At 42.0% G+C, this 26427-nt stretch carries 18 protein-coding genes; 10 read left to right on the forward strand and 8 right to left on the reverse strand.

From position 1 onward, the window contains the following. Positions 1–126: 126 nt before the first annotated feature. Together aroL and aroC are read left to right on the forward strand one after the other, a co-directional pair. A complete protein-coding gene (aroL, locus tag BLT41_RS14175; protein WP_092162304.1) occupies positions 127–657 on the forward strand; it encodes a shikimate kinase AroL in 531 nt (176 codons plus the stop codon). Beyond that, a complete protein-coding gene (aroC, locus tag BLT41_RS14180) occupies positions 657–1709 on the forward strand; it encodes a chorismate synthase (protein ID WP_092162305.1) in 1053 nt (350 codons plus the stop codon). Before aroL ends, aroC begins: the two co-directional genes overlap by 1 nt. A 48-nt stretch (positions 1710–1757) precedes the next feature. Here the strand turns inward: aroC and BLT41_RS14185 are convergent, their stop codons facing one another. Beyond that, positions 1758–2099 (reverse strand): hypothetical protein, encoded by a 342-nt coding sequence (locus BLT41_RS14185; RefSeq protein WP_092162306.1) that lies wholly within the window; start codon positions 2097–2099, stop codon positions 1758–1760. 73 nt (positions 2100–2172) lie between these two features. Continuing rightward, entirely contained in the window at positions 2173–4896 is a 2724-nt protein-coding gene (locus tag BLT41_RS14190; protein ID WP_244512290.1) for a response regulator, read from the reverse strand. Between the two features lie 245 nt (positions 4897–5141). Between BLT41_RS14190 and BLT41_RS14195 the strand changes: the two genes are divergently transcribed. Further along, positions 5142–6791, forward strand: a complete 1650-nt coding sequence (locus tag BLT41_RS14195) for an NAD+ synthase (RefSeq protein ID WP_092162308.1) — start codon at positions 5142–5144, stop codon at positions 6789–6791. On the opposite strand, the gene BLT41_RS14200 is transcribed toward BLT41_RS14195, so the two are convergent. The 4 genes from BLT41_RS14200 to BLT41_RS14215 form a co-directional block, all read right to left on the reverse strand. Next, complete coding sequence (locus tag BLT41_RS14200; protein WP_092162309.1) at positions 6781–8010, reverse strand: response regulator; 1230 nt, start codon at positions 8008–8010, stop codon at positions 6781–6783. The genes BLT41_RS14195 and BLT41_RS14200 overlap by 11 nt on opposite strands. Positions 8011–8197: 187 nt before the next feature. Further along, positions 8198–9832, reverse strand: coding sequence for an ArnT family glycosyltransferase (locus tag BLT41_RS14205; RefSeq protein WP_092162311.1), 1635 nt, complete (start codon positions 9830–9832; stop codon positions 8198–8200). Position 9833: 1 nt separating this feature from the next. Beyond that, on the reverse strand, positions 9834–10454 hold the full coding sequence (locus tag BLT41_RS14210; RefSeq protein ID WP_092162313.1) for a phosphatase PAP2 family protein: 621 nt from the start codon (positions 10452–10454) through the stop codon (positions 9834–9836). A gap of 11 nt (positions 10455–10465) precedes the next feature. After that, positions 10466–10693 carry a hypothetical protein gene (locus BLT41_RS14215; RefSeq protein WP_092162315.1) on the reverse strand — a complete coding sequence of 76 codons (228 nt, stop codon included), beginning with the start codon at positions 10691–10693 and terminating at the stop codon, positions 10466–10468. A 186-nt stretch (positions 10694–10879) separates the two neighbouring features. On the opposite strand from BLT41_RS14215, the gene BLT41_RS14220 reads away from it, so the two are divergent. Then, entirely contained in the window at positions 10880–12157 is a 1278-nt protein-coding gene (locus BLT41_RS14220) for a sulfotransferase family 2 domain-containing protein (protein ID WP_092162317.1), read from the forward strand. Positions 12158–12281: 124 nt separating this feature from the next. Here the strand turns inward: BLT41_RS14220 and BLT41_RS14225 are convergent, their stop codons facing one another. Beyond that, the gene (locus tag BLT41_RS14225) at positions 12282–14045 is read right to left on the reverse strand and encodes a motility associated factor glycosyltransferase family protein (protein ID WP_092162319.1); all 1764 of its coding nucleotides are present in this window, start codon (positions 14043–14045) and stop codon (positions 12282–12284) included. Positions 14046–14239: 194 nt separating this feature from the next. Here BLT41_RS14225 and BLT41_RS14230 point away from each other — a divergent pair, with 194 nt between their 5' ends. After that, positions 14240–16534 carry a cysteine synthase gene (locus BLT41_RS14230; protein ID WP_092162321.1) on the forward strand — a complete coding sequence of 765 codons (2295 nt, stop codon included), beginning with the start codon at positions 14240–14242 and terminating at the stop codon, positions 16532–16534. 329 nt (positions 16535–16863) lie between these two features. Then, positions 16864–18048, forward strand: coding sequence for a Fic family protein (locus tag BLT41_RS14235; RefSeq protein ID WP_092162322.1), 1185 nt, complete (start codon positions 16864–16866; stop codon positions 18046–18048). A 25-nt stretch (positions 18049–18073) separates the two neighbouring features. On the opposite strand, the gene BLT41_RS14240 is transcribed toward BLT41_RS14235, so the two are convergent. Further along, positions 18074–20398, reverse strand: coding sequence for a CHASE2 domain-containing protein (locus BLT41_RS14240; RefSeq protein ID WP_244512291.1), 2325 nt, complete (start codon positions 20396–20398; stop codon positions 18074–18076). Between the two features lie 206 nt (positions 20399–20604). Here BLT41_RS14240 and BLT41_RS14245 point away from each other — a divergent pair, with 206 nt between their 5' ends. From BLT41_RS14245 to BLT41_RS14260, 4 genes are read left to right on the forward strand one after another with little or no spacing between them, the layout of a single operon-like run. Beyond that, entirely contained in the window at positions 20605–21957 is a 1353-nt protein-coding gene (locus BLT41_RS14245; RefSeq protein ID WP_092162324.1) for a TolC family protein, read from the forward strand. Positions 21958–21963: 6 nt separating this feature from the next. Further along, on the forward strand, positions 21964–23664 hold the full coding sequence (locus BLT41_RS14250; RefSeq protein ID WP_092162325.1) for an ATP-binding cassette domain-containing protein: 1701 nt from the start codon (positions 21964–21966) through the stop codon (positions 23662–23664). After that, complete coding sequence (locus BLT41_RS14255; RefSeq protein WP_092162326.1) at positions 23661–24956, forward strand: HlyD family type I secretion periplasmic adaptor subunit; 1296 nt, start codon at positions 23661–23663, stop codon at positions 24954–24956. The genes BLT41_RS14250 and BLT41_RS14255 overlap by 4 nt, the downstream gene beginning before the upstream one ends. After that, positions 24953–26326, forward strand: coding sequence for a tetratricopeptide repeat protein (locus BLT41_RS14260; protein ID WP_092162327.1), 1374 nt, complete (start codon positions 24953–24955; stop codon positions 26324–26326). The genes BLT41_RS14255 and BLT41_RS14260 overlap by 4 nt, the downstream gene beginning before the upstream one ends. Positions 26327–26427: the final 101 nt, after the last annotated feature.

The raw sequence follows: 26427 nt of genomic DNA on the forward strand, positions 1-26427 counted from the left end.
ACTGAATTGAAATATAGGTGATGAAAACTTATATTTAACGTAATTCTAGGTTCCCGAAACAGTCTAGGTGTTTGTAAACGAGAAAACAAACATTTTATATATTACAGAAGAGCAACAGGAGTGGGTGTGAATAAAATTTTTCTTGTCGGTCCCAGAGCATGTGGAAAAACTACAGTCGGCAGGGCTGTTGCAAAGGGGTTGCAGTTCGATTTTTACGACAGTGACGCACTTATTGTTGAGAAAGCAGGTTGTGAAATTTCAACTTTTGTAGAAGCCAACGGGTGGGAAGCATTTCGTGATATCGAAAGTGACGTGTTAAAATTTTTGTCAGAAACCGAAAGATCAGTTGTTTCTTGCGGTGGCGGTATTGTTGTTCGTGAGAAAAATTTTGAAATTTTGAAAAAAAGTTTTACTGTTTATTTAAAAACAGATGTTGATACGCTGGTTCAGCGTCTGTCAGCTAATCCTGAGCATGGACAACGACCATCTTTGACAGGAAAATCTTTGGTGGAAGAAGTTAACGAAATTCTTGAAGCTCGTGAAAAATTATATTCAGGATGTGCGGCTGTGACTGTTGACGGTGCAGGCAGTGTGCAGGAAATCTGTGAAAGAATTGTCGGGGCATTTAAAATTATTGAGAATGGAGATGATAAATAATGAGTGGAAACACATTCGGCAATCTTTTTAAGGTTGTTACATATGGAGAGTCTCATGGTCCCGGCCTTGGCGGAGTTATCGATGGATGTCCTGCTGGAATTGAGCTGAACGAGGATATTATTCAACTGGAGCTGGACAGACGTAAGCCCGGTTCGGGTATTGCAGGAACAGCCCGTAAAGAAGCTGATAAGGTAAAAATTTTATCCGGTGTTTTTGAAGGTAGAACCACCGGAACATCCATTGGTTTTCATATTGAAAATACGGATCAGCGTTCCAGAGATTATTCAAAAATTATGAACGTCTACAGACCGGGGCATGCCGATCTGTCCTATGATGCGAAATATGGTTTCAGGGACTATCGCGGCGGTGGCCGTTCTTCCGGCCGGGAAACGGTTTCACGCGTTGCCGCCGGAGCTGTTGCACAGGAACTTTTACGTCTAGAAGGTATAACCTGTAACACATATACCGTGCGTATCGGTGGTATTGACGCTGTCGTCAAAGATCCTGGCAGTGCTTATGAAAGACTTTTTTTCAGTCCTGACGCAGATGTTCTTGAAAAGTGGGAAAAGCGTATAATGGAAGTGCGTTCTGCCGGAGATACTTTGGGCGGAGTTGTTGAAGTCTGCATTAAAGGCGTGCCCGCAGGGCTTGGTGAACCGGTGTTTGATAAACTGGATGCCAGACTTGCTTATGCGTTGATGTCCGTCGGTGCCGTAAAAGGTGTCGAAATAGGATCTGGCTGTTCTTCCGCGGATGCGACCGGCAGCGAGAATAATGATTTTATTAATGAGAAAGGATTTTTGTCCAACAATGCCGGGGGAATTCTCGGTGGTATTTCAAGTGGGCAGGATATTGTGGTCAGGGCCTATGTTAAGCCGATTCCATCCATCAGCAAAGAGCAGCAGACTGTTGATAGCGAAGGTCATTCAACTGAGATAAAAATCGGCGGCAGACATGATATTTGTGCTATTCCGCGCATTGTTCCTGTGCTCAAGGCTATGGCAATGCTTACCATTGCAGATCATCTTCTCCTGCAACGCAGAATGAAGTGATTTTTACAGGGAACATGTTAACAGCATATGTTCCCTGTAAATTTAAAATTATTTTACTTTTTTGAGCCTGACAGCTGTTCCAAAGCAGGAATAATATCTATCCCCTTCAGGATGAAACGAAACCAGTTCCCGGTAAGCGAGAATTGCATCTGCGTTTGCATCTATTGCCTGAGCGATTAATCCATAGAAAGCATTGTCGCAGTTGTAACTTCGACATACTACAAGCCCGAATGTTCCCATAACCTCTCGGTTGGGAATTTCTTCCGTTGTAACAATTTTGATTTTGCCGCCAAGATACAGATTGCGAGCCATGTCGAGCCGCTGTTCTTTTTTGGCATCTTCCAGAGAGCCACGTCCTTTTTTGGAAGGACTTCCAAACATAAGGGCCATATTTGAATCCTTTTTAAATCTTAATGATGAATTGATTTCTGCCTCAATTCGGCGTGAATATCAACAGAGAGTGTCAGGAAAGATCTTTGGTGAGCATTAAAATGTCCATTCTGAGAAGTTCAATTTTTTTGCTTGTTTCATATAAAGCTATGACAGCATCTTCTTTCTGATTGGCTTTGCAGGCATTTTCCAGTTTCTGAGCTGCCTTGGCCAGATGGTTTGCAGAAAGATTTGCAGCAGCCCCTTTCAGCGTATGCGCCATATCTCCGGCTTCTTTAAGTTCATTTTTTGCCAGCATGAAGTTTATTTTTTTTGTAAAGTCTTTGTTATATTCATCGAAATTATTCAAAATGTTAATCAGAATATCTAAGTCACCACCGATGCGATCCAAAGCTTCTTCTATGTTCAGATGTTGATATTTTTGGAAATTTTTGTTCGTTGAGGATGTGTCCTGTTCGTTGCTTTTACTGAATTCGTCGTGATTAATTAATAAGTAAGCTTTGATGGTGCTTATCATTTGATTCTTATCAATGGGTTTTGGAATGTAGTCATTCATGCCTGCTTGCAAACATTTTTCTTTGTCTCCCCTCATAGCGTGGGCCGTCATTGCTATTATCGGAAGGTCGGTTTTTTTCAACTTGCTACGTATGGTTCTGGTTGCTTCATATCCGTCCATTTCCGGCATTTGGATGTCCATAAGAACTAGGTCATAGTTGTTTTGGGCGATCATTTGTACGGCTTCAAGTCCGTTAATGGCAGTTTCTATTTCCAGTCCGGTAGTCATAAGAATTTGTTCGGCCACTTGGCGGTTGATGGCATTGTCTTCCACCAGCAGAACGTTAAAACCTTCAAATATTTTTTCAGCGACCTGTAAAGGTTCGATTACTTTTTGCATATAATCACTGTGATCAAACGTATCCATAATCGCATCAAATAGAGCAGATTGTTTCAGAGGTTTAGTTATGACTTTGGTTATCCCTGTTGCTTTGGCTTTTATCAGAGCTTCATTTAAATCCATTGCGGTAATCATGAGGATTGGAAGGTCTTTGGCCGGATGAGTTTCTCTGATTATTTTGGAAGCTTCATCTCCTTTCATTCCCGGAAGATTCAAATCCATGAGTATGAATTTGTACGGGACATCCGTTTTTTGTTTTATCATTTCCAACCCTTCTTCCGCAGAAGAGGAGCTTTCAGGTTTGAATCCGAATTGTTGCAGATATCTGGAAAGAACGGATCTCACAGCAATATTGTCATCTATTATGAGTGCAGGCTGGTTCAGAAGATTCTCCGGCAACAGGTATTCAGTGGGGAGTGTGTTCGGAACTAGTTTCGGGGATATTTTGAAGAAGAATGTACTACCTTCTCCGGGTTTACTTTTAACCCAGATATCTCCGCCCATGAGATTGATTATTCGTTTGGAGATGGTCAGTCCCAAACCTGTACCACCATATTTACGGGTGGTAGATCCGTCAGCCTGTTTAAAGGCTTTAAATAGCTCGGGCTGAATTTGTTCCGGGATTCCTATCCCCGTATCCTTTACGGCAAAAATAAGATCCATTTTATCCGGGCCGACATGCTCAGCTTTTACAGTAATTGTAATTTCACCTTTATTGGTGAATTTGAAAGCATTTGCGGTCAGGTTAGCAAGAACCTGTCTTAATCTTAGCGGGTCAGTTTTTATCCGTTTCGGCACGTCCGGGAGAATTTCAATTACCAGTTCCGTTTGAGAAGCGACCATCTGTTCAACAAAAAGGTCCGAGATTTCATCAATCAACTTATGAAGATCAAAGTTAACTTCTTCAAGTTCAAGCTTGCCTGCTTCAATTTTTGAAAAATCTAGAATGTCATTGATCAGTCTTAGCAGTACCTGACCTGAATTAATGATTATTTTCATAAAATCAGCTTGCTTGGCCGATAATTTTGTTGCCAGTGTCAGATCTGCCATTCCGATAATTGCGTTCATGGGCGTTCTTATTTCATGGCTGACATTTGCCATAAATTGACTTTTGGAGCGCGAAGCGGCTTCTGCTTCATTTTTAGCAATTTCAAGTTGTTTATTTGTTATTTTAAGTTCTCTGTAGCTGTTTGCTAAATTTTTATTACTTTGCTGAATCTTTTGCTGAAGTTTTCCGCTGTATTCTTTAAGTTTGTGGTCCTGTTCTTCAATTTGCTGGAGCATGTGATTAAAGTTGTTAACGAGCGTTTCCATCTCGCCCTGACATTTAAAGTCGACTCTGGCTCCATAGTTTTTATCAACAGAAATTCGGCGTGCTGTTTGGGATAATTTAATGATGGGAGAGATAAGAACGTTTCGCATAGTAACGAAGATTGTTACCATCAGCAGAACAACCAGAAACATGTTTCTTAAGAGCGACTGTAAGAGTGAATTGTATAGCTCATCTTGAATGAATTTGGTCGATAAGAAAATTTCAACCGCTCCTATAGGTTGATTCAGTACAGATATTTCAGCTTTTCGTTTAACGAATTCACCTCTGGGCCAAGCTATAAAGTCAATTATATCCCAATTTTTATTTCTTATTTTTCCTGCAAATACGTTTTTATCATTATCTTCAGTAACGATTATGGCTTTAATTCTTTTGTCATTCATTTCCGACAAAATAATTCTGTTTATTGCGGACTGATCCACATTCCAAAGGGGGGGGATTAATGATTCTGAAAGTCTTTCGGCAAGGCCGTCCGCTTTCTGATTCATTTCTTTAAGCATGTCCTTACGCATAACCGAATAATCGTAGGCGCCGGAAATAACGAAGGCCAATAATGATATTAATATGATCATTATGCTGATTCGAGTTTGTACTTTGTCTATTTTAAACAATTTCAGTCCATTGTTTGTTTAATTTATGATTGAAAGATATAATATGGGTAAGGAGTAATTTATTTCTTTATCCTCAGGGCATATTCAGTGCAAGATAAACTGAATGAAAGTTCATATCAAGTTGAGAGAAATCGAATTATGGACAACTCTTTCCGCAAACGTTAACAAAAGTCCGTATTCATAAAGAAAAGGACGGTCAGTAAATAATGAAAATAGCCCTGTTGCAGCTCAATTGGACGGTCGGTGACCTCGAAGGTAATATCAAGCTTATTCTGGACGGTGTTGATAAAGCCGTTGAGCGTGGCGCAAAGATTTGTGTAACCTCAGAGCTTGCGCTCACAGGATATCCTCCGCGGGATTTGCTGCTTAATTCTGATTTTGTATTAAGGTGCAGAAACGCGGTATCTGAGCTTTCTCGTAAAATTCCTGATGATATTGCTTTGATTGTCGGAGGAGTTGATATCAATCATGAAGGTTGTGGGAATCCCTTGCGGAATGCTGCATGGCTTATTGAACGGGGCGGGGTGCCGAGAGTTTTTTATAAATGGTTGCTCCCGACGTATGATGTTTTTGATGAACAGAGGTATTTTGAACCTTCCGAAGAATGCAATTTTTTTGTTTTTGACGGTGTAAGGATAGGCGTAACAATTTGTGAAGACGTATGGAATGATCGTGAAAATGGCACAAATACGCGTTATGGAAGCAATCCGTTACCGGCAATAATGGAAAACAAGCCGGATGTTTTGATCAATTTATCGGCCTCTCCGTTTAATATTGGAAAGCAGCTTGTGCGCGAAAAAATGCTTTCTTCCATTGCTTCCAAGTATAAAGTGCCCGTTGTTTACGCAAATCAGGTCGGCGGTAATGATGATTTAGTTTTCGACGGAAGAAGTTGCGCTTTTGATGCACAGGGTACTTTGATTGCCCGTGGGAAAAGTTTTCAAGAAGATGTCGTTATTGTTAATGTTAAAAGTGGCACTGGAAAAATAGAGGAAGATGATTTTTGCGAAGAATCCGAAGCATGGAATGCCATGGTGCTTGGTTTGCACGATTATCTTGCTAAAACGGGTTTTAAGAAAGTTGTTCTAGGGCTTTCAGGCGGGATAGATTCTGCTTTGACAGCCGCAGTCGCCGCTGAAGCTTTAGGGCCCGAGAATGTTCTCGGAGTTCTGATGCCTTCTCCTTATTCCAGTAAAGGAAGCATTGATGATTCTTTGGAGCTTGTTCAAAATCTGGGTATCAAATCAATCACTATTCCTATTCAGGAACTCATGCAGAATTTTGAAAAGGCTCTGGCTCCCGCTTTTGCCGGGTTGCCCGAGAATGTGACTGAGGAAAATATTCAGTCACGGATACGGGGAAATCTTGTAATGGCCATTTCTAATAAAATGGGTGCATTGCTTGTAACCACCGGTAATAAAAGCGAACTCGCAGTAGGTTATTGTACCATCTATGGAGACATGGCCGGAGGTCTGGCCGTTATTTCAGATCTCTACAAAACTCTTGTTTTCAGGGTATGCCGCTGGCTTAATGAACAGGGAATGGGGGATGTTATACCGGTTGCGACGATTGAAAAACCACCGTCCGCGGAATTGCGTCCGGGGCAGAAAGATGAAGACTCATTACCGCCGTATGAAGTGCTGGATCGCATTATTGAACTCAGAGTTGAGCATCATATGTCTGAGATTGAAATTCTCAAAGAAACAGGTTTTGATCCTGAAATTGTACAGGGCATTCTGAGGCTGATTAAAATTTCAGAATTTAAACGTAAGCAGGCCGCTCCGGGACTTAAAATAACTTCCAGAGCTTTCGGTACAGGATGGAGAATGCCTATAGCCTGCCGATTTACTGGTTGATATTTGTGAGATCTTTGTCCAATTGCTGAGCGCAGACTTCAAGCCAGCCCACAAGCTTACTTGAAAATCCGTTTTTTTCCAGCCATTCTGCATTCAGAATATGTGGAGCATTCTCTTGATGCCGCAAGCGTAGTTCGTGCTCAAAGGTATCGGCAATGTGGACAGCTGCCGCAGGGCTAAGCATGTCTGAACCTGATTCTGTTAGATTGTGATGGCTGTACACTGCTTCAACAACTGTCTCATCAAATCCCCAAAGAGCCAGAAGGTAAGCTCCGACTTCGGCATGTGTGAAACCGAAAATTTCTTTTTCAGCGACACTCATAGGAATGTTTTCATTTTGTACTATTTTTAGAATTTCAGAATATTCCGGCTGATAAGATACACAAAGGATCAGTTTTCCAATGTCGTGGAGAAAACCTGCAAGAAATGTTTTTTCAGCTGTATCAGTATCAGCACCTTCTGCTTGAATAACTGCCCGGGCTAGAAGAGCGGTATATAGGCAATGCTCTCCAAGATCCTCGATGGAAAAATCCAAATATTCGGTCTTGCTTGAGTTGAAAATGTGCATGCCCAGCACAAGCCCTTTAATCGTACTGATCCCTAACATTGTAGCGGCTTTTTCCGGGGTGGTAACTTTAGAGTACAGGCCGAAAAAAGAGGAATTCACCAGTTTAAGAATTCCCGAGGTTATTGCCAAGTCTTCACTTATGAGCAAGCCGATATTTTTGATCGAAACATCTTCTTTTCGCAGTTCTTTCTCTAGTTTGATGTACAGAGACGGCATTACAGGAAGTTCATCTATAGAGGCAATTGCTTTAGAAACCCGTTCATTAAGGAATATATTTTTTAATCTGAGGCATCTTTCAATTGTTTCGATCAGTTCTTTTGCGGAGCAAGGTTTGCTTATGAATTGATGAGCATACATAGCCGAGTGCATAGATTTATTTGTGTTCTGATCCTTTGATAAAATGAAACGAATTGCTCCGGGCTGCTGTTTTCTAACTTCACTTATGAGCTCTCCGTCGGGGAGTCCTGTTGTATGAAAATCCGTAACAACGATATCAAAGGGCTGAATTTCAATCAGTTCTAAAGCTTCTTTTGCTGAGTTTGCAAAGTGTAACTCCCACTGTCCGGACATGGGCATAAGCATTTTTTTAAAGGCTTCAATCTGGTTTTTATCTTCATCTACGAAGAGGATGTTGTTTTTAGATTTCGGCATATTTTCCTCTGATTACTTTTTTTGAATTGAATGGCATAAATTGAAATCTGGAAAAGACATACAAGTTATATCTAGCATGCTGTTCTGCCTTTGAAAACTTAAAAAGAAACTGCGAGTGCAAAACATAAAAAAGGGTTGCTTTGAATTTAATCAAAGCAACCCTTTTAATTTAATATCTTTATATTAATTATTTGCGAAGAAGGACGTAAGGGCGGTCAGATATAAATTGTTCATTAATGATAGTCACGCCTTCAGGGCAATTCTCCCAGCGGTCAAAGTATTTTCTCTGCATCACCAGAATAACCTTATCCTGCTCTTCGAGTATCCTTTCTATCTCTTTAAAATCACTTGTTTCGTGGATATTGGTTCCGGCGTAGTATGAGAAAATGCCGGAATATATTTTATGCGCCAGCGGGTAGCTTCCCTGATCAATGTATTCTTTCATGATTTCACCTGTCATGCGCGGACTCATGAGAGGGTCAAGAGAAGGAAGCGTTTTAAGTGCCAGTGGCTGAATCCAGAGCGTCATGGTTACCGCCATGATAAGCAGTCCAGTCTTTTTGCCGGATGATCTGGTTGCCAGAAGAGCTAATCCGCCCAACCCCAGAATCAAGACTGTTAATGAAAGTCCTTTAATCGCAAAATCAAACGGGAAGAATATTTCAGCAAAAGGAGCGGCAACAGCAAACAGGAGATATACACAGGCCACTGCTGTCCAAAGTTTCTTTGAATTAATAGCCGGAGGATTATCACCTTCTCCCATGAGCCCTTTTGCAGTGAGAATTGCAAGCGGTGCAAAGAGCGGGAGTATATAGATGAGGACTTTGATACTGAGGCAGGTCAGCATTACAAATCCGCTTATGAACATTATCCATGCCCAGTCCCTTCCATCGTTCAGAGAGCTTTCTCTGAGCGCTGTGACATTCCGCCAGTGGGATATGTTGAACAGTTTTTTCAGAGGAAGAGCAAAGATTGCCATTGACCATGGAAGCCATGCCAGCGGGAAGGCAATCAGGTAATATTGGAAAGGTTCTTCGTGGTGGAAGGAGCTTACAGCTCTTTCGTAAATCTGTTTGTAGAAAATATTATGAATGAATGAGGTGCCGTCTACTAGTATTGCTCCGATTATCCATGCCAGCAGTATTACGGCAAGAATGGCGAAACCTTTGAGAACCGCCTTACTGCGGAACAAAGGAAGTTTCTTTTTCCATATGAGATAGCAGACAGCAGTCAGTATCGGAAAAACAATTCCAAGCGGGCCTTTTGTCAGTGTGGCAATCCCCATCAGTACAAAGGCAGAAATTATCCAGTTGGGTGCGTGCTTTGAATGGAATCCTTTGAAAAGACATATGTTAGCCCAGATTATGAAACTGGCAAAAAGCAGGTCCATGCGGGAATAGTGAGCAATTCCTATAAAGAAAATGTTTGTGAGCAGCACCAGTCCGGTTGCAAGAGTTGTTTTGCGGCCACATCCGAGAGTGCGTGCAAGAGCAACCGTTGAGAGTAAGAAAATTCCTGCTGAAACTGCTGAACCAAGGAAAAACACACTTATGCCATCGGCAGGAGTAACTGCGTCGATAATGGATAAAAACCAGAAATATACAGGAGGTTTATCCGGGTATGGAACTCCGTTCAGGTACATTACCAGCCAGTGTCCGGCATCTTTCATCTGATGATATACTTCTGCATAGCGAACTTCATCGGAAAACCAGAGTGAGCGGTAGTCCATAGTGAAGATCGACTGCATCGCAATGATCATTATTACGCTGATCCACGGATGTTTTTCCATGAAATCCCATATCGGGGAGGTATTGTTATTCATATTAATTCTCTTTTGAAAAAAGGTGAATCGCGAAGCCGGCGACTGAGCCGAGCATCCATCCGCAGAAAACATCACTCGGATGGTGCCATGTGAGGTATATGCGGCTGAGAGCCACTGTTGCGGCAAATAATCCCAAAAATAAAGTCAGCAACAGTGTTTTGTATCTGAGAACAAGAGGCAGGGAGGCCCCGTAAACTTCACAGGTGTGCCCTGATGGAAGCGAGTTGTATGCCCCGCGGGTCGAATAAGGTTCAAAAAAAGTGCCTTCACCGGGACGCGGTCTGCCGATTGCTATTTTTAGAAATCTGACAGTGATGACACTGACTATAATTTGCACAGCCAGATAGACCAGAGCGAACCTTAGTCTTGATTTTTTTCTCTGTCTTATCCCTGTAATCAGAAACCACAAGTAGACTGGATAGAAAACAATGTTTCCGAAGTCTGTAATTATTTTTGCAATGAATTTATAATCAGGATTTGCCTGAGCGTGAGCTTTAAACCACGCTGTAGCAGCAGCCTCATTGCCGAAGATACAGAATATCACTGCAAGAGCTGTCAGCAAAGGTAATGATGCCAGAATAAAGTGGCAAATGCTGGAATATTTATGAATGAAACGGATCACTCTTTATAACCTTAATCCTTGTTCTCGTCTGAATCAGCTTTTTTTACGGCATCATCAGGATGGGTGTCAGTTGTAAATTTTTTCCAAGTTTCCTTATCCACATTCATTTCAGCGAGAATCTCGGAAAGTTGTTTGCCTTCTTTTTTCCAATACTTGTAACTGTGGTCTGGGCAGGAGAAGGGGATAACCAGTGTTCCGTCTTCCATAAAATATGGTTCATCGTGTTTGTTGTCGTTCATGGGCACGGTTTACACGGGCATGGCTGGGGATTCAAGTGAATCTTTTAACTGCTGCGGAATGAGTTTGTTCTGTTGCTTCACTTCTCGAACAGATGTAGTTAATAAAAGTGCTTAATGTGCTTTTTAAGTGTAGAGGTTAATTGATTAAGATAGGTAGCTATTAAAAAGTTTTTAATGGGGTGCAATATGATTTGCGGGCTTGAAGGAATAGAACAAGAGGCGGATATAATAATATACGGAACAGGAGAAGCTGCAAAACTTTTTTTTATAGAAATTAAGAAAAAACGGAATGATATAAGAGTAAAAGCTTTTGTTGATAGTTACAAAAAATTAGGTGATCTTTTTTCTAAGCCAGTGATAAATGTTTCGGAGGTTGCGACATTTAGTGAATGCAAGATTGTTATCGCATCTATGTATCATGAAGAAATTGCAGATATTTTACGGGAAAAAGGATGTAATAACTTTTGTGTTTATAAAGAGAGTTGTAGATTTGTAGAATTGTATGATGCTTTTAATTTAACAGATAAAAGCAAGCTGCAAATTTTATCAAAAATGCCTCAACTTAACGATAAATCTACATATTTTGTTATTGCCACCAATATAGATCATGAAGGTAATGCAGTAATTCATGATTTGGACATGAATAATTTTTTTGAAGACTCTTTTTCTTATACAGACCAATATGATTATATGTATGAAAAAGCTTTTAAAAAATATGATAAGAGTAAATTTTCAAAAATTTGTATTGTGGATGCAGGATGTAAGGGATATTGTTTGGCAGAGTTGGTAAAGTACATTACAGTTATATGTCGACAAAATGTACAATTGTTTAAGATTCCTTTCAGAGTAAAACTTACTTCTATAGTTGAAAGTAAAAAACTAATATTTATTGATATATGTAAAAATGGAACATCAAGTACTATCGCTATTCTTGATAAAATATATTCTAAACAAGTTAAAACAGAAATTAGATATAAAAATTTGCGAAATAATGTTGATGTTACATCTTCTGCTTTTAATGAGTATAACAAGTTTACAATAGTTAGAAACCCTTACACACGTCTAGCCTCTTTGTATTTACATCTTATGCGTGTGGGTAGTGATGAATTTTTAAATTCTGCATTTAGTAAAATAATTAAACCATATACATTTAGTAATTTTTGTAAATTTATTGCCATTTGTCCTGATGAATTTTCAAATATTCACTTTGAATCGCAAACTAGTATTTTAACTACTCCTGAAGGGGTTATGAAAGATGTATCTTTTTTGCGTTTTGAAAATTATGCCGTTGAAATTGCCGCCTTCCTTGCAAAAGCTGGTGAAGAAATAGAAGTTGTTCATGAAAACAGGTCAAGGCCTAGCAAGTGTGACTATATTTCAGACTACTACACACCTGAGCTTATAAAGCTTGTGAATGAACGTTATAAAGATGATTTTATAAATTTTGGATATGAGTTTTTATAGAAAGATTAATGTTGTTTAAATTCAGGATAAATTGAAAAATCCTCTGACTCGGGGAGATGAGTCAGAGGATTTTTCAATATGATGGATATGGAAATTATTGATTTTTTTTGTTTAAGTCTGCCTTTCAGGCGGCTTCTTTACGTTCTTCAAGGTTTAAGCAGCGGTCCATGTATCTGACTTTTTTGATCGTTTTTTTGGCGATCTTTTTAAAATGGGGCAGATCTTTAGGAGCGTAGCTTGTTTTTGCTTTTGCTAGTCCTGCCATGTCCAAAATTTCGTTGTAGAGATAAGGAAGATAGAGCGGGTCCTGTCTCAGGAAGAAATACATATCGTGAAATGTTTTGTTGATTTCTAACTGATTTTTGTTGAGCTTGCGGAAAAGCTTCTCAAGTTTTTTGGTCGCATTTCTGATCGACACGTTCCATTTCTGACTGCGTGACTCAAACCTTGGAGCAGGTCTGGGGGTGCGGGCAAGGTTCATAGCTGTCAAAAAGTATTCCATGCTTCCGGGAGCTGATGCGAGCAGTCCATTCATGTTTACTTTTTGCATATCTACATTTTTTGTCCCGTTGATAAGTGCACAGCCGCCGTAAAGGTTGAAGACCGGAGTTTTGAGCTTCGTGATATCATCTTCCATTTCCCGCTTGGAAGTCATGTACTGAATGGAGGATGTTAAATTTTCTCCGTCAGCGTTCTTGAGGCGGACTAAAGCGCTTGCCGGAAAGGTTGCTCCTGCGTTCTGATGACCGGCGGCGTGAGACACTTGACCTTTCCACGCAAAGTCCTGACCGACCAGAAGAATCTGGTTGAATCCGCACCAGTCGAGAAATCTGTTCAGAGTAATACTGACGTTACTACCTGCATCAAAAATTTCTTCATGTTGATTGAATGCAAAGGTTCCAAGTCCACCCAAGGTCCACATGGGAATGGTGGGGCCGGGGTATGCTTCAAGCACTTTGTGATCAAGCTTGGTTGAATAAATCAGCGGGATGTCTTTTGCCCATTCGCGATCCAGCTGTTCATATACTCTGAGCATTGATTCATTGTAATCGAGTCCCATACAGAAATGAGGCTTCAACCCTGTTTTCTGTACTGCCGGTAGAGTTTGAAGAGCCGTTACGTAAACTGCATTGCCCGGATTCTTAGCAAGCTCAGGTCCGAATTCAGCAAGTGACGGCCCAGCTCCGAGGATTACTGCGCCGAGACCTCTGCCTGCATTTTTAAGCGTAGATATGGTCCCGTCTTGGACTGTTCTGGAAAAGTTTTCTAATTCGTTGCCGACCATGACATCCTGCTTTAAACGCAAAGTTGTCATTTCAACACTGAATGATTCCATTTTGTCGCGAATGGTTGCGGTCCAGCGGGCGTATTCGGGGCCGATCTGCTGACTTGGCATATCAAGTCTCAAATAAATCTTGCCGTATACGAATTGAAGGTCGAGGTCTTTAATGATACTCATCAGTCTGTTTTCATCGACCGGGCAAAAATGGAGTTTTCCATTTTCCATGAATGGGCGGTAATCGGTCTGTCCCAGACAGGCGAGCAGCATTTCAGCATTAGGTTCTGAAACGATTACTTTGTGAGTATCGGGTGTTGTCATCAGTACATGATTGAGGCCATATCCGAGGTTGCAGCCTATAATGAAAGTTGCACTGGTTTCGGCTTTTTCGGGGACTATCCAATCTTTATAGATGAGGTTGGGCAAAAAAGATTCGAACATGCCGTTGCCGTTTTCCATTTTCCAGTCGAGAATATCCCATCTGTTCTTGAAAAGGCATTGGGTTAGTTTTTCTTCGTCAAAATCCTGACTGCTTAACCATGCGTAAAGGGGCGGGTTGTATGTTTCAAGAGCTTCGATGTTTTCTTTGAGGAATGGGTAAGCTGACATTGATTCCGTCCTTGGCAGTCTGTTGAAATAGTTTTGTTGTGACCTGTCACTGATCGTCTGAATTTATATTTGTATTCAGACTGACGATGTTCTGCTTTTTATTTGCAAAAAATCTGCCAGAATGAAAAAGGTTGATGTTTGCTTAAAATGTTTTTGAATTTATTTATTATATATACCTGAAAGGATTAGACAAAATGTTTGCAAATGATATTCTTGAGTTGGTCGGCGGAACTCCTCTTGTTGAGATGCGTCACCTTAATCCAAATAAAAACGTCAAGATTCTGGCTAAGCTTGAATCAATGAATCCGGGCGGTTCCATAAAAGACCGCGTAGCGACCGCGATGATCAAGCGGGCCGAAGAATCCGGGGAGCTTACGCCTGGTAAAATTATTATCGAGGCGACTTCCGGTAACACCGGAATAGGGCTGGCTATGGCGTGTGCGGTAAGAGGGTATAAGCTTATGCTGATTATGCCTGAAACAGCATCCGAGGAACGCAAAATGATTATGCGTGCTTACGGTGCGGATATTTTACTTACTCCGGGTCATCTTGCAACTGACGGCGCAATTGAGCAGGCTTATCGTTTTTATCGTGAAGAGCCTGAAAAATATCTTCTGATGGACCAGTACAATAATACGGCTTCAATCTTAGCTCATTATGAGGGAACAGGTCAGGAAATATGGGATCAGACTGACGGAAAAGTGACCCATATTGTTGCCTGTCTAGGAACTTCCGGAACCATTATGGGGATAACCAAGCGTCTTAAAGAGCTTAATGCGGATATTCAGATTATTGCAGTTGAGCCGAAGCCCGGTCACAAGATTCAGGGGCTTAAGAATATGCAGGAATCCTATCCTCCCGGAATATACGATAAGCAGAAGTTGGACAGTATCATTCATGTTGAGGACAGTGATGCTTTTGATGCCTGCCGTAGACTTGCGAAAGAAGAGGGCGTTTTTGTAGGAATGAGTTCCGGAGCTGCCATGTCGGGTGCTGCCGCTGTTGCAGCTGAACTTGAAGGGGGTTTGGTCGTTACCATTTTCCCGGATGGTGGTGAGCGTTATCTTTCAACCCCTCTTTTCCGTCCGCAGGTTTTTAAAGGTCCGAAAATATTTGACCAGTCCACAGGGGAAGATAAAATTTTATCGGGCGTTGATGCCGAAACAGGAATGTTTACAATGGGACCGTCTTTTGACAATCCCTATGATCCTGAAGCGTTCCGCCGTATTGTGATGCTCGACGTGTTGTCGCGTCACGTTGAACGCGAAGGAAGTAAAGTTTCTGTACTTGTAGGGCTTGCTGATCTTGAAGATCAGACCCTTGCTGTTTCGCGTGACAGAGGTCTTTCCCGTGAGGTTTTTGCTAAAGAAGTAACCACGGCCATGGAAGCCGCCGCTAAACTTTTAGGAGTTCGCGAATCCGTTCGTTTCGGAAGAGCTTCTTCCTGTGTGGACAGAACTGTAGCTATCTGCCGGACTATGCTGGCACATGGCCTTGCTTATGAAAAACTTCGCTCAGTATATTTCGATGTGTCCCGTGACAAGGGATATGGTCACATGACCAACATGGATATCGATATGGTCAGCCTTGGCAAGACCGTTGATCTTGATGATTACGTAAAAGAAAATCCACGAGATTTCACACTGCTTAAACGTGCAACTCTGCAAGATTTAAAACTTGGGGATGTGCTTGAAACCGAGTGGGGTAATGTGCGCCCAAGCTGGTTTTTACAGCAGGCAGTAATAGCCTTGGAAGGTTTGCCGGGCGTAAGTCTGCTTCTTGCCGGTGAGATTCACAGGTTCCCGCATTTGGAAAATTTACGCGCAATCTGGGCGGGTGCAGGCGTTTCTCCGCAGGTATGGATGGTCGCGCAGCCTGTCTTACCCGGTGGTTCGGTACTGCCTTGCGTAGATGAATTAATCGAACAGGCGGGACAGCCTATTGCAGTGCGTATGTGGATGCTTTCATCGTCATACAAAAAACCCCTGGTATGCAGCGAGCAGGCCATTTCCATGTGGGTGAAGAATCAGCAGAAGTTGCAGGATCTTGCCGCTGGACTCAGCATGCTTGCAAATAATTCAGGAAATATTTCCGAAGATATCGATCAGGAAGTGTTCACACTTAAAAGCGGTCTTTCGCAGGCCCTTGATGACAATCTAAAACTGCACAGATTCTGGCCCATTCTTTTCGGATTCTCCAAGGCTATTAATTCATTATTAGGATCAGCTAAACTCTGCGGGGCAGAAGCTCAGTTCTGTTTGAATCAACTGCTCGAAGTCGATGAGATTCTAGGAATACTTGACCACGACGCTATGCCTGTTCCATTTTTAAAATTACCTGAAAACGTTAAAATTATTCTGGAAGACAGAGAGCTTGCACGCGGTAAAAAGGATTTTGCCACAGCAGACGCATTGCGCGATAAGTTGCTCGAGGCTGGATTTAATGTTGAAGACAGTTCAGACGGGGCGCGGGTTTTTAAGGTTCGGTAAGATTGTGCCTCCGGAGGCTTAAACCCTTTTGGGAAAAGTGTTTAAGAATCCCAAAACTTTTTGGTTGGGGAGAGGTCGTTATATTTGTGGTTTTGATGTCCCCTGAGATTTTTTGTCTCGGGGGATTTTTTTGAATTATAATAGATAGTTATTTTTAGTTTTAAGTTAAATTTTAAAAAGTGAGTAAAGATTTTACTTTTTGAATATTTTTTTGCGAAAAGTAAGTAAAAAATTGCTTTAGGTTCATTATGTGTGTAATATTTATTTGCATCTATACTTTAAATTTGTGTAATTATTCAAATAAATAAAATGTTTAAGGTTTCATTATTATGTTCAAAAATGGATTCAATATACCTGTCATAAAACACCTTACTCATAAAAGTGGTAATTTTATTTTTTCTTGTGAATGTGATGAGTTGGTAATTAATCCACTAATGGTTGAGTTTAATACTCTCTATGAATCGATAAAAAAATTACCAGTTTTACCTAGTTTGTTTGCTAAGTTGGAAACAGATCTTATTCGTAGTTCTATTTTTGGAACTGCCGCTATTGAAGGTAATCCTTTAAGTGAGGAGGAGGTCCGAGATATTCTTAATGAAGAAGACGAAAATGAGGTGGAAGATAATAATAAGAATATAGAAGTAGAGTTCAGAAGTAGAGCACAGTTTGAAATTAGAAACCTTAAAGTCCTTTATTCTCTTCTTGGGAAGCATGAGGTTGCTAATCCGCAATCTCTTCTTTTTGAAGAGTTTATAAAAACGACTCATTCTATAGTTACAACCAATATTGATTATCATCATAATTCTCCCGGTATATATAGAAATGAAGTCGTTGAAGTCGGAGATAAAAATCATGGCGGGGTATATAAACCACCAAAGACTCTTGATGATATAAAAACTTTGATGGGAATTTTTATTGAATGGATTAATTCCCCTGAAATGCTTGAAGTTGATCATTCTCTGAAGGCTGCTCTCGCACATTATCATCTGGCAATGATTCATCCATTTCAAGATGGGAATGGTAGAACAGCTAGATTTGTTGAAGCATCATTGCTTAAGGTGGGGGGAGCAAGTCTTGTGGCTCCAATGATGTCCAATTTTTATTACAGAAATATTGATGAATATTTTATTTCTTTTTCGAAATCTAGAAAAGCAAAAGATATGACTCCTTTTTTACAGTTTTATTATAGAGGATTGATTGAATCTCTTGAGGAAGTTCAAGATAAGGTTGTAGGAGTCTTAAATGTTCTACTGTTCAAAGATTATATGTCATCAGCTAGAAAGAATAAGCATATCACTTCGCGACAACATGATTTAGTTTTGCAATTGATTGAAACTAAAAAAGAATTTTCATTACGTTCACTTTATGCTGATCCCGTATTTAAACCTCTTTATGTAAGCGTTGCTGAATCCACGTCTAGAAGAGATATTAAGAAGTTAGTCGGCTTGAAAGTAATAAAAGAAATTGCGCCAAAACAGTATGGCATTAATTGGGAGTGGCTTAAGTCACTTTAGATTAAAAGTGACATTATTCTCCCCCCTATTTCTTAGTCATCCGATAAACCCCATCCCACTTTTCTCCGGCTGGTACAGGCGGATTTATTTTAAATTCTTCCGCTCTTAAGCGGAATACTTCGGACGGCGTTATTTTTGTATCCGTGAACCTTTCGTGTTTTTCAGCTTCTTTATATAACTCAATAGCCTTATCCCATTCTGTGTTGACGTAGTGTTCACGCGCCTTGCTGAACAGGTCGAACAGGATAATTTCTTCTTCGGTAAGGCCGCCTTTCATGGCTACCAATTCGTAAATTCTCACGGGCTCGCTTTTCCCTACAACCTGAATATTATCGACCATTCTTGCTTCGACCAAATCCATTACTTTGCAGGGATTGCCGTTTTCATCTTCGGCATCCATTTCGAGCGTAAAATGACTGACTGCGTTGAATATTCCGAACTGTTTTGCGCCTTCTTCCAAGCGGGCTGCAAGGTTAACAGCATCACCCATCATGGTGTAGTTCATGCGCATGGCACTACCCATGTTTCCTACTACTATTTCGCCCGTGTTAACGCCGATTCTGGTTCGCATATGGTGGACGACTTTAGGCCATTTTTCATCTGGCGCCCATTGTTCGTCCGGGAATCCTTTAGTGTTTCGATTTGGTTCACCGGGTATTTGTTTTTCTCTGCTCCATTTATCTCTCAGGTCGTTGTTGGCTTTTTGCATGGCAACAGCAACGCGGCAGGCTCGCAGGGCATTATCTGGAACATCTATAGGTGCTCCGAAAAAGGCGATAATGGCATCCCCTTCGTATTTATCTAGGGTTCCTTTGTTATCAATAAGGATGTCAGTCATTACCGAGAGGTATTCGTTGAGAAGTTCTACCAGCTGTGTTGCGGTCAGCTTCTCGGAAAAAGTGGAGAAACTTTGAATGTCGGTAAAGTAGGCGGTGATTGTTTTTGCTTCGCCGCCAAGTTCCGGCATTTCGCGTCTTGAAAACATCTCATCAATAAGTTCCGGTGCAAGATATGAGGAGAATGTCGCCTGTAAGAATTTTTTCTGTCCTTCTTCTCGCCAGAATTTGATTAAGGTGAGCATCGTAAAATTGAGGCTTAATGTAATCAGAGCGTAGGTGGGAGTAAGGAAGGCGTGATATGTTTTAAAAACAAACAGGGCTCCTGCAACGATAGCAATACCCATCCCGGCGATAGGCAGAACCATCAGAAGAGAGCGTGTCCATGTTAGGAGTATGGTTGTTAGAATACCGGCGGCAAGCACAATGACAAGCCCTAGTCCGGGAATCCAGTCGGGTCGCAGTAGAAAGTCTTTGGTAAGGATATTATCGATGACGGTAGCATGAACCTCAACTCCGGGGTAATTGGATGTATAAGGTGTAACCCGCAGATCCCGCAGTCCTGCTGCGGAGGTTCCCATAAGAACTATTTTACCTTTAAGCTCTTTTTCTCCGACTTTCCCGCTTAGTATGTCACGTGCACTGTAATATGGAAATTCATTTACGCCGCCACGATAGCGGACGAGCATCTGCCCGTTTGCGTCAACTGGAATGACAGTTTTTCCAAGTCTGATGGATTCAAAACCATATCTTGTAGTTTTTGCGATAACGCTTTTCCTGTTCATCGCTTTCATGAGTGTTGCAAGCGCCAGACTGGGATATTGTTTTCCTTCCCATGATATGACTAGCGGAACTCGTCTGACCACTCCATCAAAGTCCGTGATGGAATTGTAAAATCCGCATAAGGGGGAAGCTTTTGTCAGTATGGGCAGGGGGCATATGGCGCCTAATGCGTCACGGGTAAGCTTATCTAAAGGGGGGGAATCCTCAGTTTTTATCTGTGCTATGGAAAGAGTTTTTATAAAACATTCAGTAGAAGGCACTGGCTGGTCGTTTGCTTCGTCTTGAAAATCAAAATAAAAACCAAGCACATATTTGCCCTGCGAAAGAACGTCGGCAAGAACTCGATCATTGTCCATCAGTCCCGCGGGGAGACCTTTGAAATTAACAGTAACCCCGAGTTCGTTGCGGAGGCTTTTCTGGATTGTCTGGGGAGATGTTCTGTCCGGTTCGGCAAGGAGTATATCCAGTCCTGTTGAAAGAGCTCCGGCCTGTTTAATTTTTGCAAGCAGTAATGCCATTCTGTAACGAGGCCAAGGCCATTGTCCAAGTTCCGCAAGGCTTTCATCGTCTATATCGACAATTGCCGGGATGTCGGTTTTTTCGCCTACGGGGCTTTGGCGCATGAACTCGTCATATATTTTATAGTCCACAAATTGGAGTATAGGCGGCCTGAAAATATAGAGAGCTGCAACGATGAGTGAAGCAATCATGCCTGTTATGAACAAGAGCATGGTATCTGATCCGAAAATTTTTTTGATAGTTTTTAGCATATATTAAATTAAAAAAGGTTGATTTATTTATTGAAAAGTCCAATATATATTAAGATAGATACACCTAGTTCTCTGGATTTTTCAATCATATTTATGTATATAGAAAGTAATAATCTAGTTGATTGTATATAGTGCCTTAATATATTTACTTTTTTCGGGGAGTTGTTATGAAATTTGTTCGTTTGCCTGTAATGTTTGCGGTATTTTTTCTTTTATTCGCATCGGTTGGTGAGGTTTTCGCCCAGCCTGCGATGTCCGAAGGAATGACTGCAATGAACCCCGGTCAGGTTGACGGCAAGCCTTATCTTGCCAAAATTTTAAAGGATCTCCTTTCCACTCATGACAGGATTAAAGCTGCCGAAGCTCGCGTAGAGTCGGCGGAACATCTCGTTTCGCAGAGCTGGTCCGGCTGGACTCCGAAAGTGGATGCTTCTGTTGAAGGCGGACGTGAAGAGATTGATAAGCCCGGCGGCGGCACGAATAAAGGCAGAAACGAAGAAAAGATTAAAGCTACCCAGCTGCTTTACGATTTTGGCGGAGCAACCGGAGGAGTCACTCGCGCAGAGGCTGTTCTTAATGAATATAAAGCAGTGCTTGACCAGACGAAGCAGGAGCTGATTATTCAGGGTGTTGATGCGTATCTCGGGCTTATCCGTTCAAGAGAAATGCTAAAATACGCAATCCAGTCAGAAGAGAGCATGAAACGTCTTTCCGGAATGGAAGAAACACTCGTTCAGCGCGGGGCGGGGCTGTCATATAAAGAACTTCAGATTAAAGCTCAGCTCGCAGGAGCTATGTCTTACAGAGTTACAGTGGAGAGACAGCTTCAGATTGCGCGCAACCGTTTTAGGTCAGTTTTCGGATATCCCATCACCTCTGATGAAATAGATAAAATGGTCCCTGTGGCAATGCCTTCAGGTTATATGCCTGCCTCTATTGATGATGCTATTGCTCAGGCTTATGAGCAGAATCCTCAGCTTCTTCAACTTAAATACACTAAAGAAGCTTCTTCCAGCGATGTTGATATTCAGGAAGCTACTCTGTTCCCGAAATTTGAATTTGTCGTTGAAGGCAAAAGAAGAGAACAGGATCAGGGTGCAAGCGGCGTAAGAATGGAAAATAAAGCTACTTTTCAGGTCAGTTATACCGGTTTTTCCGGCATCAGTGAATATCAGGGTGCTCAGTCTGCAAAAGCCAATCTGCGTGAAATACGCAAGCAGACACTTGATGTGAGACGCACGGTTGAAGAGAATGTCAGAAACGCATGGCTTGAGCTGATGACACTTCGTAAGAATGCTGAACTTTATAGAACTCAGGCCAACATTACCGCAGAGTTTCTTGAACTGATTAAGAAAAAAAGGGCTACCGGCGAACAGGTGGAGCTTCTTGATATTCTGGTCGGTGAACGGGACTATAGTACAGCTACAAGTGCAAGTGTAACCGCTGATATTGATAACATAATTTTTGCATACAGACTGCTTTACCAGATGGGGATGATAGACATCGAAGTTTTTGAGTAGTCTAATATGAGAGAATTGCTTCGTAGATTGTCACTCGTTCCATTTATTGCGTTTGAGATTTCTCTCGCCTCTTTTTTTATAAACATTCTTTCGCTTGCCTCACCTATTTTTGTCATACAGGTTCTTAATCGTTATGTCGGGTATGGCTTTGACGGAACTCTTATCACTCTCACCTCCGGAATGCTTATTGCCGGATTTTTAAGTCATGCCTTTACTGTCGTGCGGGTTCGCATGGCTTCGGCTGTGAATGTCGGTCCTGACAGAGCGCTTGCCGATGCTGTTTTAACATGTCTTGCCCGTGCGAAAATGAATACTCTGGGCCGCATTCCTCCTGCTCGTATTCATGAGCTTATGAATGGTATTCAGGTTGTCCAATCCGGCTATGACGCCTCTGTTATCTGTTCTGTTCTTGATATGCCGTTTTTCATTCTTTTTGTGGGCGCCGTTTTTTTCCTCAGTCCCGCCATTGCAATTATTACTATACTGGCTGTTTTGTGCACATGCCTTTCCGGCTGGCTAAGTATGCGTCGCGGAAAGAAGTTGATGAATGATATGCGTAATGAGTCCGTGTCTCATCGCGGACATCTTTCTAATGCAATCGCCGGAGCAGATACGGTCAGAGCTTTCGGAGGAATTGGACTTCTTTCAAAGGTCTTGGACAGTCAGGTTGATAAACTTCAAGAGATTAAGCGCGATATGGTTCAGAGCGGAACAAGGGCGCAGGCCGTGTTGCAAACTTTAGGTATGCTGCTTCGTGTTTTTGTTTATGCCGTGGGGGCGCGTGAAGTTGTTGCGGGTTCGCTCAGTATGGGGGGGCTTATCGGAGCCTCTATTCTTTCGGGAAAAGCTCTTTCTGTTTCAGCTTCATTTATGAAGTCACGCAATATGCTTGATCAGGCTTCAACCATGATGATTTCTTTACGCGAGTTTATGAGTCAGCCTCTTGAATCTTCGACCGGAACAGTTCTGCAAAAATATCAGGGAAGCATTGAAATAAAAGATCTCGGTTTCGCTTATCCAGGTTCCACCGGGCCACTTTTCGAAAGACTTTTAGTAGATATCAAGGGCGGAGATATCGTCGTAATTACCGGGCATAACGGTTCCGGTAAAACTACTCTGGTTCGACTGCTACTGGGGCTTATTGATCCCGGCAGGGGACAGATTCTTGCTGGAGGAGTTGATTTGCGTCAGCTTGCCGCCCCGTGGTGGAGAAGTCAGTTGATGTACCTTCCGCAGGAGCCAAGGTTTTTAAATGCTACAATTAAAGAAAATATTTGTATGAATTGTCCTGATATCGACGACGAACGAGTTTTAAGGATTGTCGAAGCTTCAGGTCTGAAAAGATATCTCGATACCAGCGCAAAGGGTATTGAAGCTCAGGTTGTAAATGGCGGGCAGGAGCTTGCAGTGGGCATACGGCGCAGACTTGCTCTGGCCAGAGCTTTGGCTGTTCAGGGGGCTATATGTATTCTGGATGAGCCGACCGAAGGATTCGATCCAGAAGGTCTTCGGATCATGGATATGGTGATTCAATCTCTTGTAAAAGCTAAGAAAACTTTGATTATTGTAACTCAGGACGTACGCCTTGCTGAACGTTCCGATGTTTTGATTGATTTGAGCAGTAAGCCTGTGCCGACAATTTTATATCCAGCGAAAGATAAGAAAAGTCAGGGGTGTTGTAACGAGAGCGGTGGAGAATCAAAATGATCAATAACAATGCACCGCAGATATCCGGTGAAGTTAAAGCCGCGAGTCATTTTTTTCTCTTTATCTGTGTTGCCATGTGCTTGGGCTTTTTCGGCTGGGCCTGCTTGTTTCAGCTTGATATTGTGAGTCAGGCGGAAGGCGAAGTTATTCCCAGTTCCCGGCTTAAGCTCGTTCAGCATCTTGAGGGCGGAATCGTATTAAAAATCAGCGCTCGTGAAGGTCAGTCTGTTTCAAAAGGACAGGAGTTGATGGAGCTTGAAGCTACAGCCAGTGATTCCAGTGTGGAAGAACTTGATGTACGCGTTAAAACTCTGCGGGTTAATATTGCAAGGCTTGAAGCGGAAGATAAAGGTTTTGATAAACCGAATTATCCCGAAGATATTTTTGATAATTTCCCGAAACTTATAGCGCGCTCCCTTAAGCTTTTTCAGACTAGAAAAGAGAGAATTAAGAATGATCTGCAATCAGAAAAAGAAAAAATTATTCAGCGTGAACAGGACATAAAGCAGATTGCTTCCCGCCAGCGAAACGCCGTGATCAGTCTTAGACTTTTGCGTGAGCAGATAGCTATAAGCAGCGGGTTGCTGGATGAAGGTCTTACTTCCCGCTATAAACATTTAGGGTTTCTTAAAGAAGAATCTTCATTAAAAAGCTCAATAGATGAGGATGTAGCGAAGCTTGCGAAAGCTCGTTCTGCACTGATTCAGGCGCAGGCGGATATTAATGAAATTACCAATTCATACTATGCCTCTGTCAGAGAAGAAATGCAGGAAGATCGTCGTGAACTTGAAGAGTTTTCACAGCGCATTAGAAAATTTCAGGATAATTTAAAACGAACAGTGATAAGGTCTCCGGTAAATGGAGTTATTAAAACCTTATATGTTATGAGCGCCGGGGAGGTTGTCAGGGCAGGGTCGACAATTATGGATATAGTACCCGCCGGAGATAAGCTCGTGATTGAAGCCCGCCTTCCTATAAGTGATATCGGATATGTAAAAGACGGACAGAAGGCGGTTGTTAAGCTTGCTTCCCGTGATGCCGCAAGGTTCGGTAATCTTGATGGAAAGGTGATTAATATCAGTCCTGACGCGGATACAACTAAAAGAGGGGCGATGTATTACCGGGTCCGTATTGAAACTGATAAAGATAGTTTCGAGCACGACGGTAACTTTTATAGACTCTTCCCGGGAATTCAGGTTGTTGCCGGAATTCATATCGGAACACGCACTGTTCTGGAATACATTTTGGAACCGTTCATGGGATCGATGAGTTACGCCATGAGGGAACGATGAGCAGAGAAGACTGGCTGGACTCTTTACCTGAAAACGGGCGCAAAGCTTTTGAAGAAGCTGTGAAAATGCACTCGGCTAAGCTTTATGATGATGCTCTGAATTTTTATGCAATGGCCCTTTCCTATTCACCGGATGAGCCGGTTATTTTATCAAATCTGGGAGTTCTTTTACGTAGTCAGGATAAAATCAGGGCTGCCGAAGAATGTTATCGCAGAGCACTTGCTGTAGATCCTGATTCTTCTGGTTGCTGGACAAATCTAGGGAATGTTCTGCGTAGACAGGGGCAGTTGAAAGAGGCTGTATACTGTCACCGTAAGGCGTTTAAATTAGATAGAAAATTCATTGATGCTTACTACAATTTAGGGCTTGTTTTACAGGATATGGGTAAGATTGATGAAGCTATTCAAATATTTGATTTTTGTTTAAAATCAAAGCCGGATGATGTCAGAATAAATTGGGATAGAGCACTTGCTTTGCTTTCAAAAGGTGATTTTATTCAAGGCTTTGAGGCTTATGAATATCGATGGTATCGTAACGAATTAAATGAGCGTCATTTTAAGCAGCCGTTGTGGGACGGTTCACCGCTTAATGGACGCAGGATATTTTTATATAGTGAGCAGGGATTCGGCGATACTCTTAATTTTTGCAGATACGTTGCCGAGGTTGCCAAGGCCGGAGGCGAGGTCATTCTTGAATGCCAGAAAGAACTTGTATCTCTGCTAAAAGGGCTTGAAGGGCTTGAAGAGATAGTAAGTGCCGGTGACAGGTTGCCTGATTTTGATGTTCAGGCTCCGCTGCTCAGTCTTCCTCGGATTATGAAGCATGACATGGATAGTATTCCTTCGAAGTGTCCATATCTTGTCCCTCCTGCCGGGGCGGGGTTTCCTGTGCATGTGCCGCCGGGAACTAAGTTCAAGGTGGGGATTGTATGGGCTGGAAAACCGACTCACAAAAATGACCATAACCGTTCTGTTGATATAGAAAATTTTCTTATTTTTTCCAGAATTCCCGGTGTAATGCTTTATTCTCTGCAAAAAGGGGATGAAGCTGCTCAGAGGGAAAAATCAGCATGTGGCTTTCTCGTTCGTGAGCTTGCGTCGGGCTGTGACGACTTCGGAGATACAGCTAAGGTTTTAGGACAGCTTGATCTTGTCATAACTGTTGATACGTCTGTTGCGCATCTGGCGGGAGCTCTTGGAATTCCGGTATGGGTAGCTCTTCCCTATAATCCGGACTGGAGATGGATGCGTGAACGCGCTGATTCTCCATGGTATCCGTCCATGACTTTATTCAGGCAGGAAAATCCGGGTGATTGGGGACCTGTGTTTAAGGAAATGCTGGCGTCTTTGGTTCTTAAAATGAGCGAATAGCGCGGTGTTAATGTTTACATTGCAAAACAGTACTAGACGGAACAGCCTAGCTGTAATAACTACCATTCATATATTGTTTTTATAGCTAAGTTGTGCTGAGT

Origin of the sequence: Maridesulfovibrio ferrireducens, from assembly GCF_900101105.1 — a bacterium.
GTDB lineage: Bacteria > Desulfobacterota > Desulfovibrionia > Desulfovibrionales > Desulfovibrionaceae > Maridesulfovibrio > Maridesulfovibrio ferrireducens.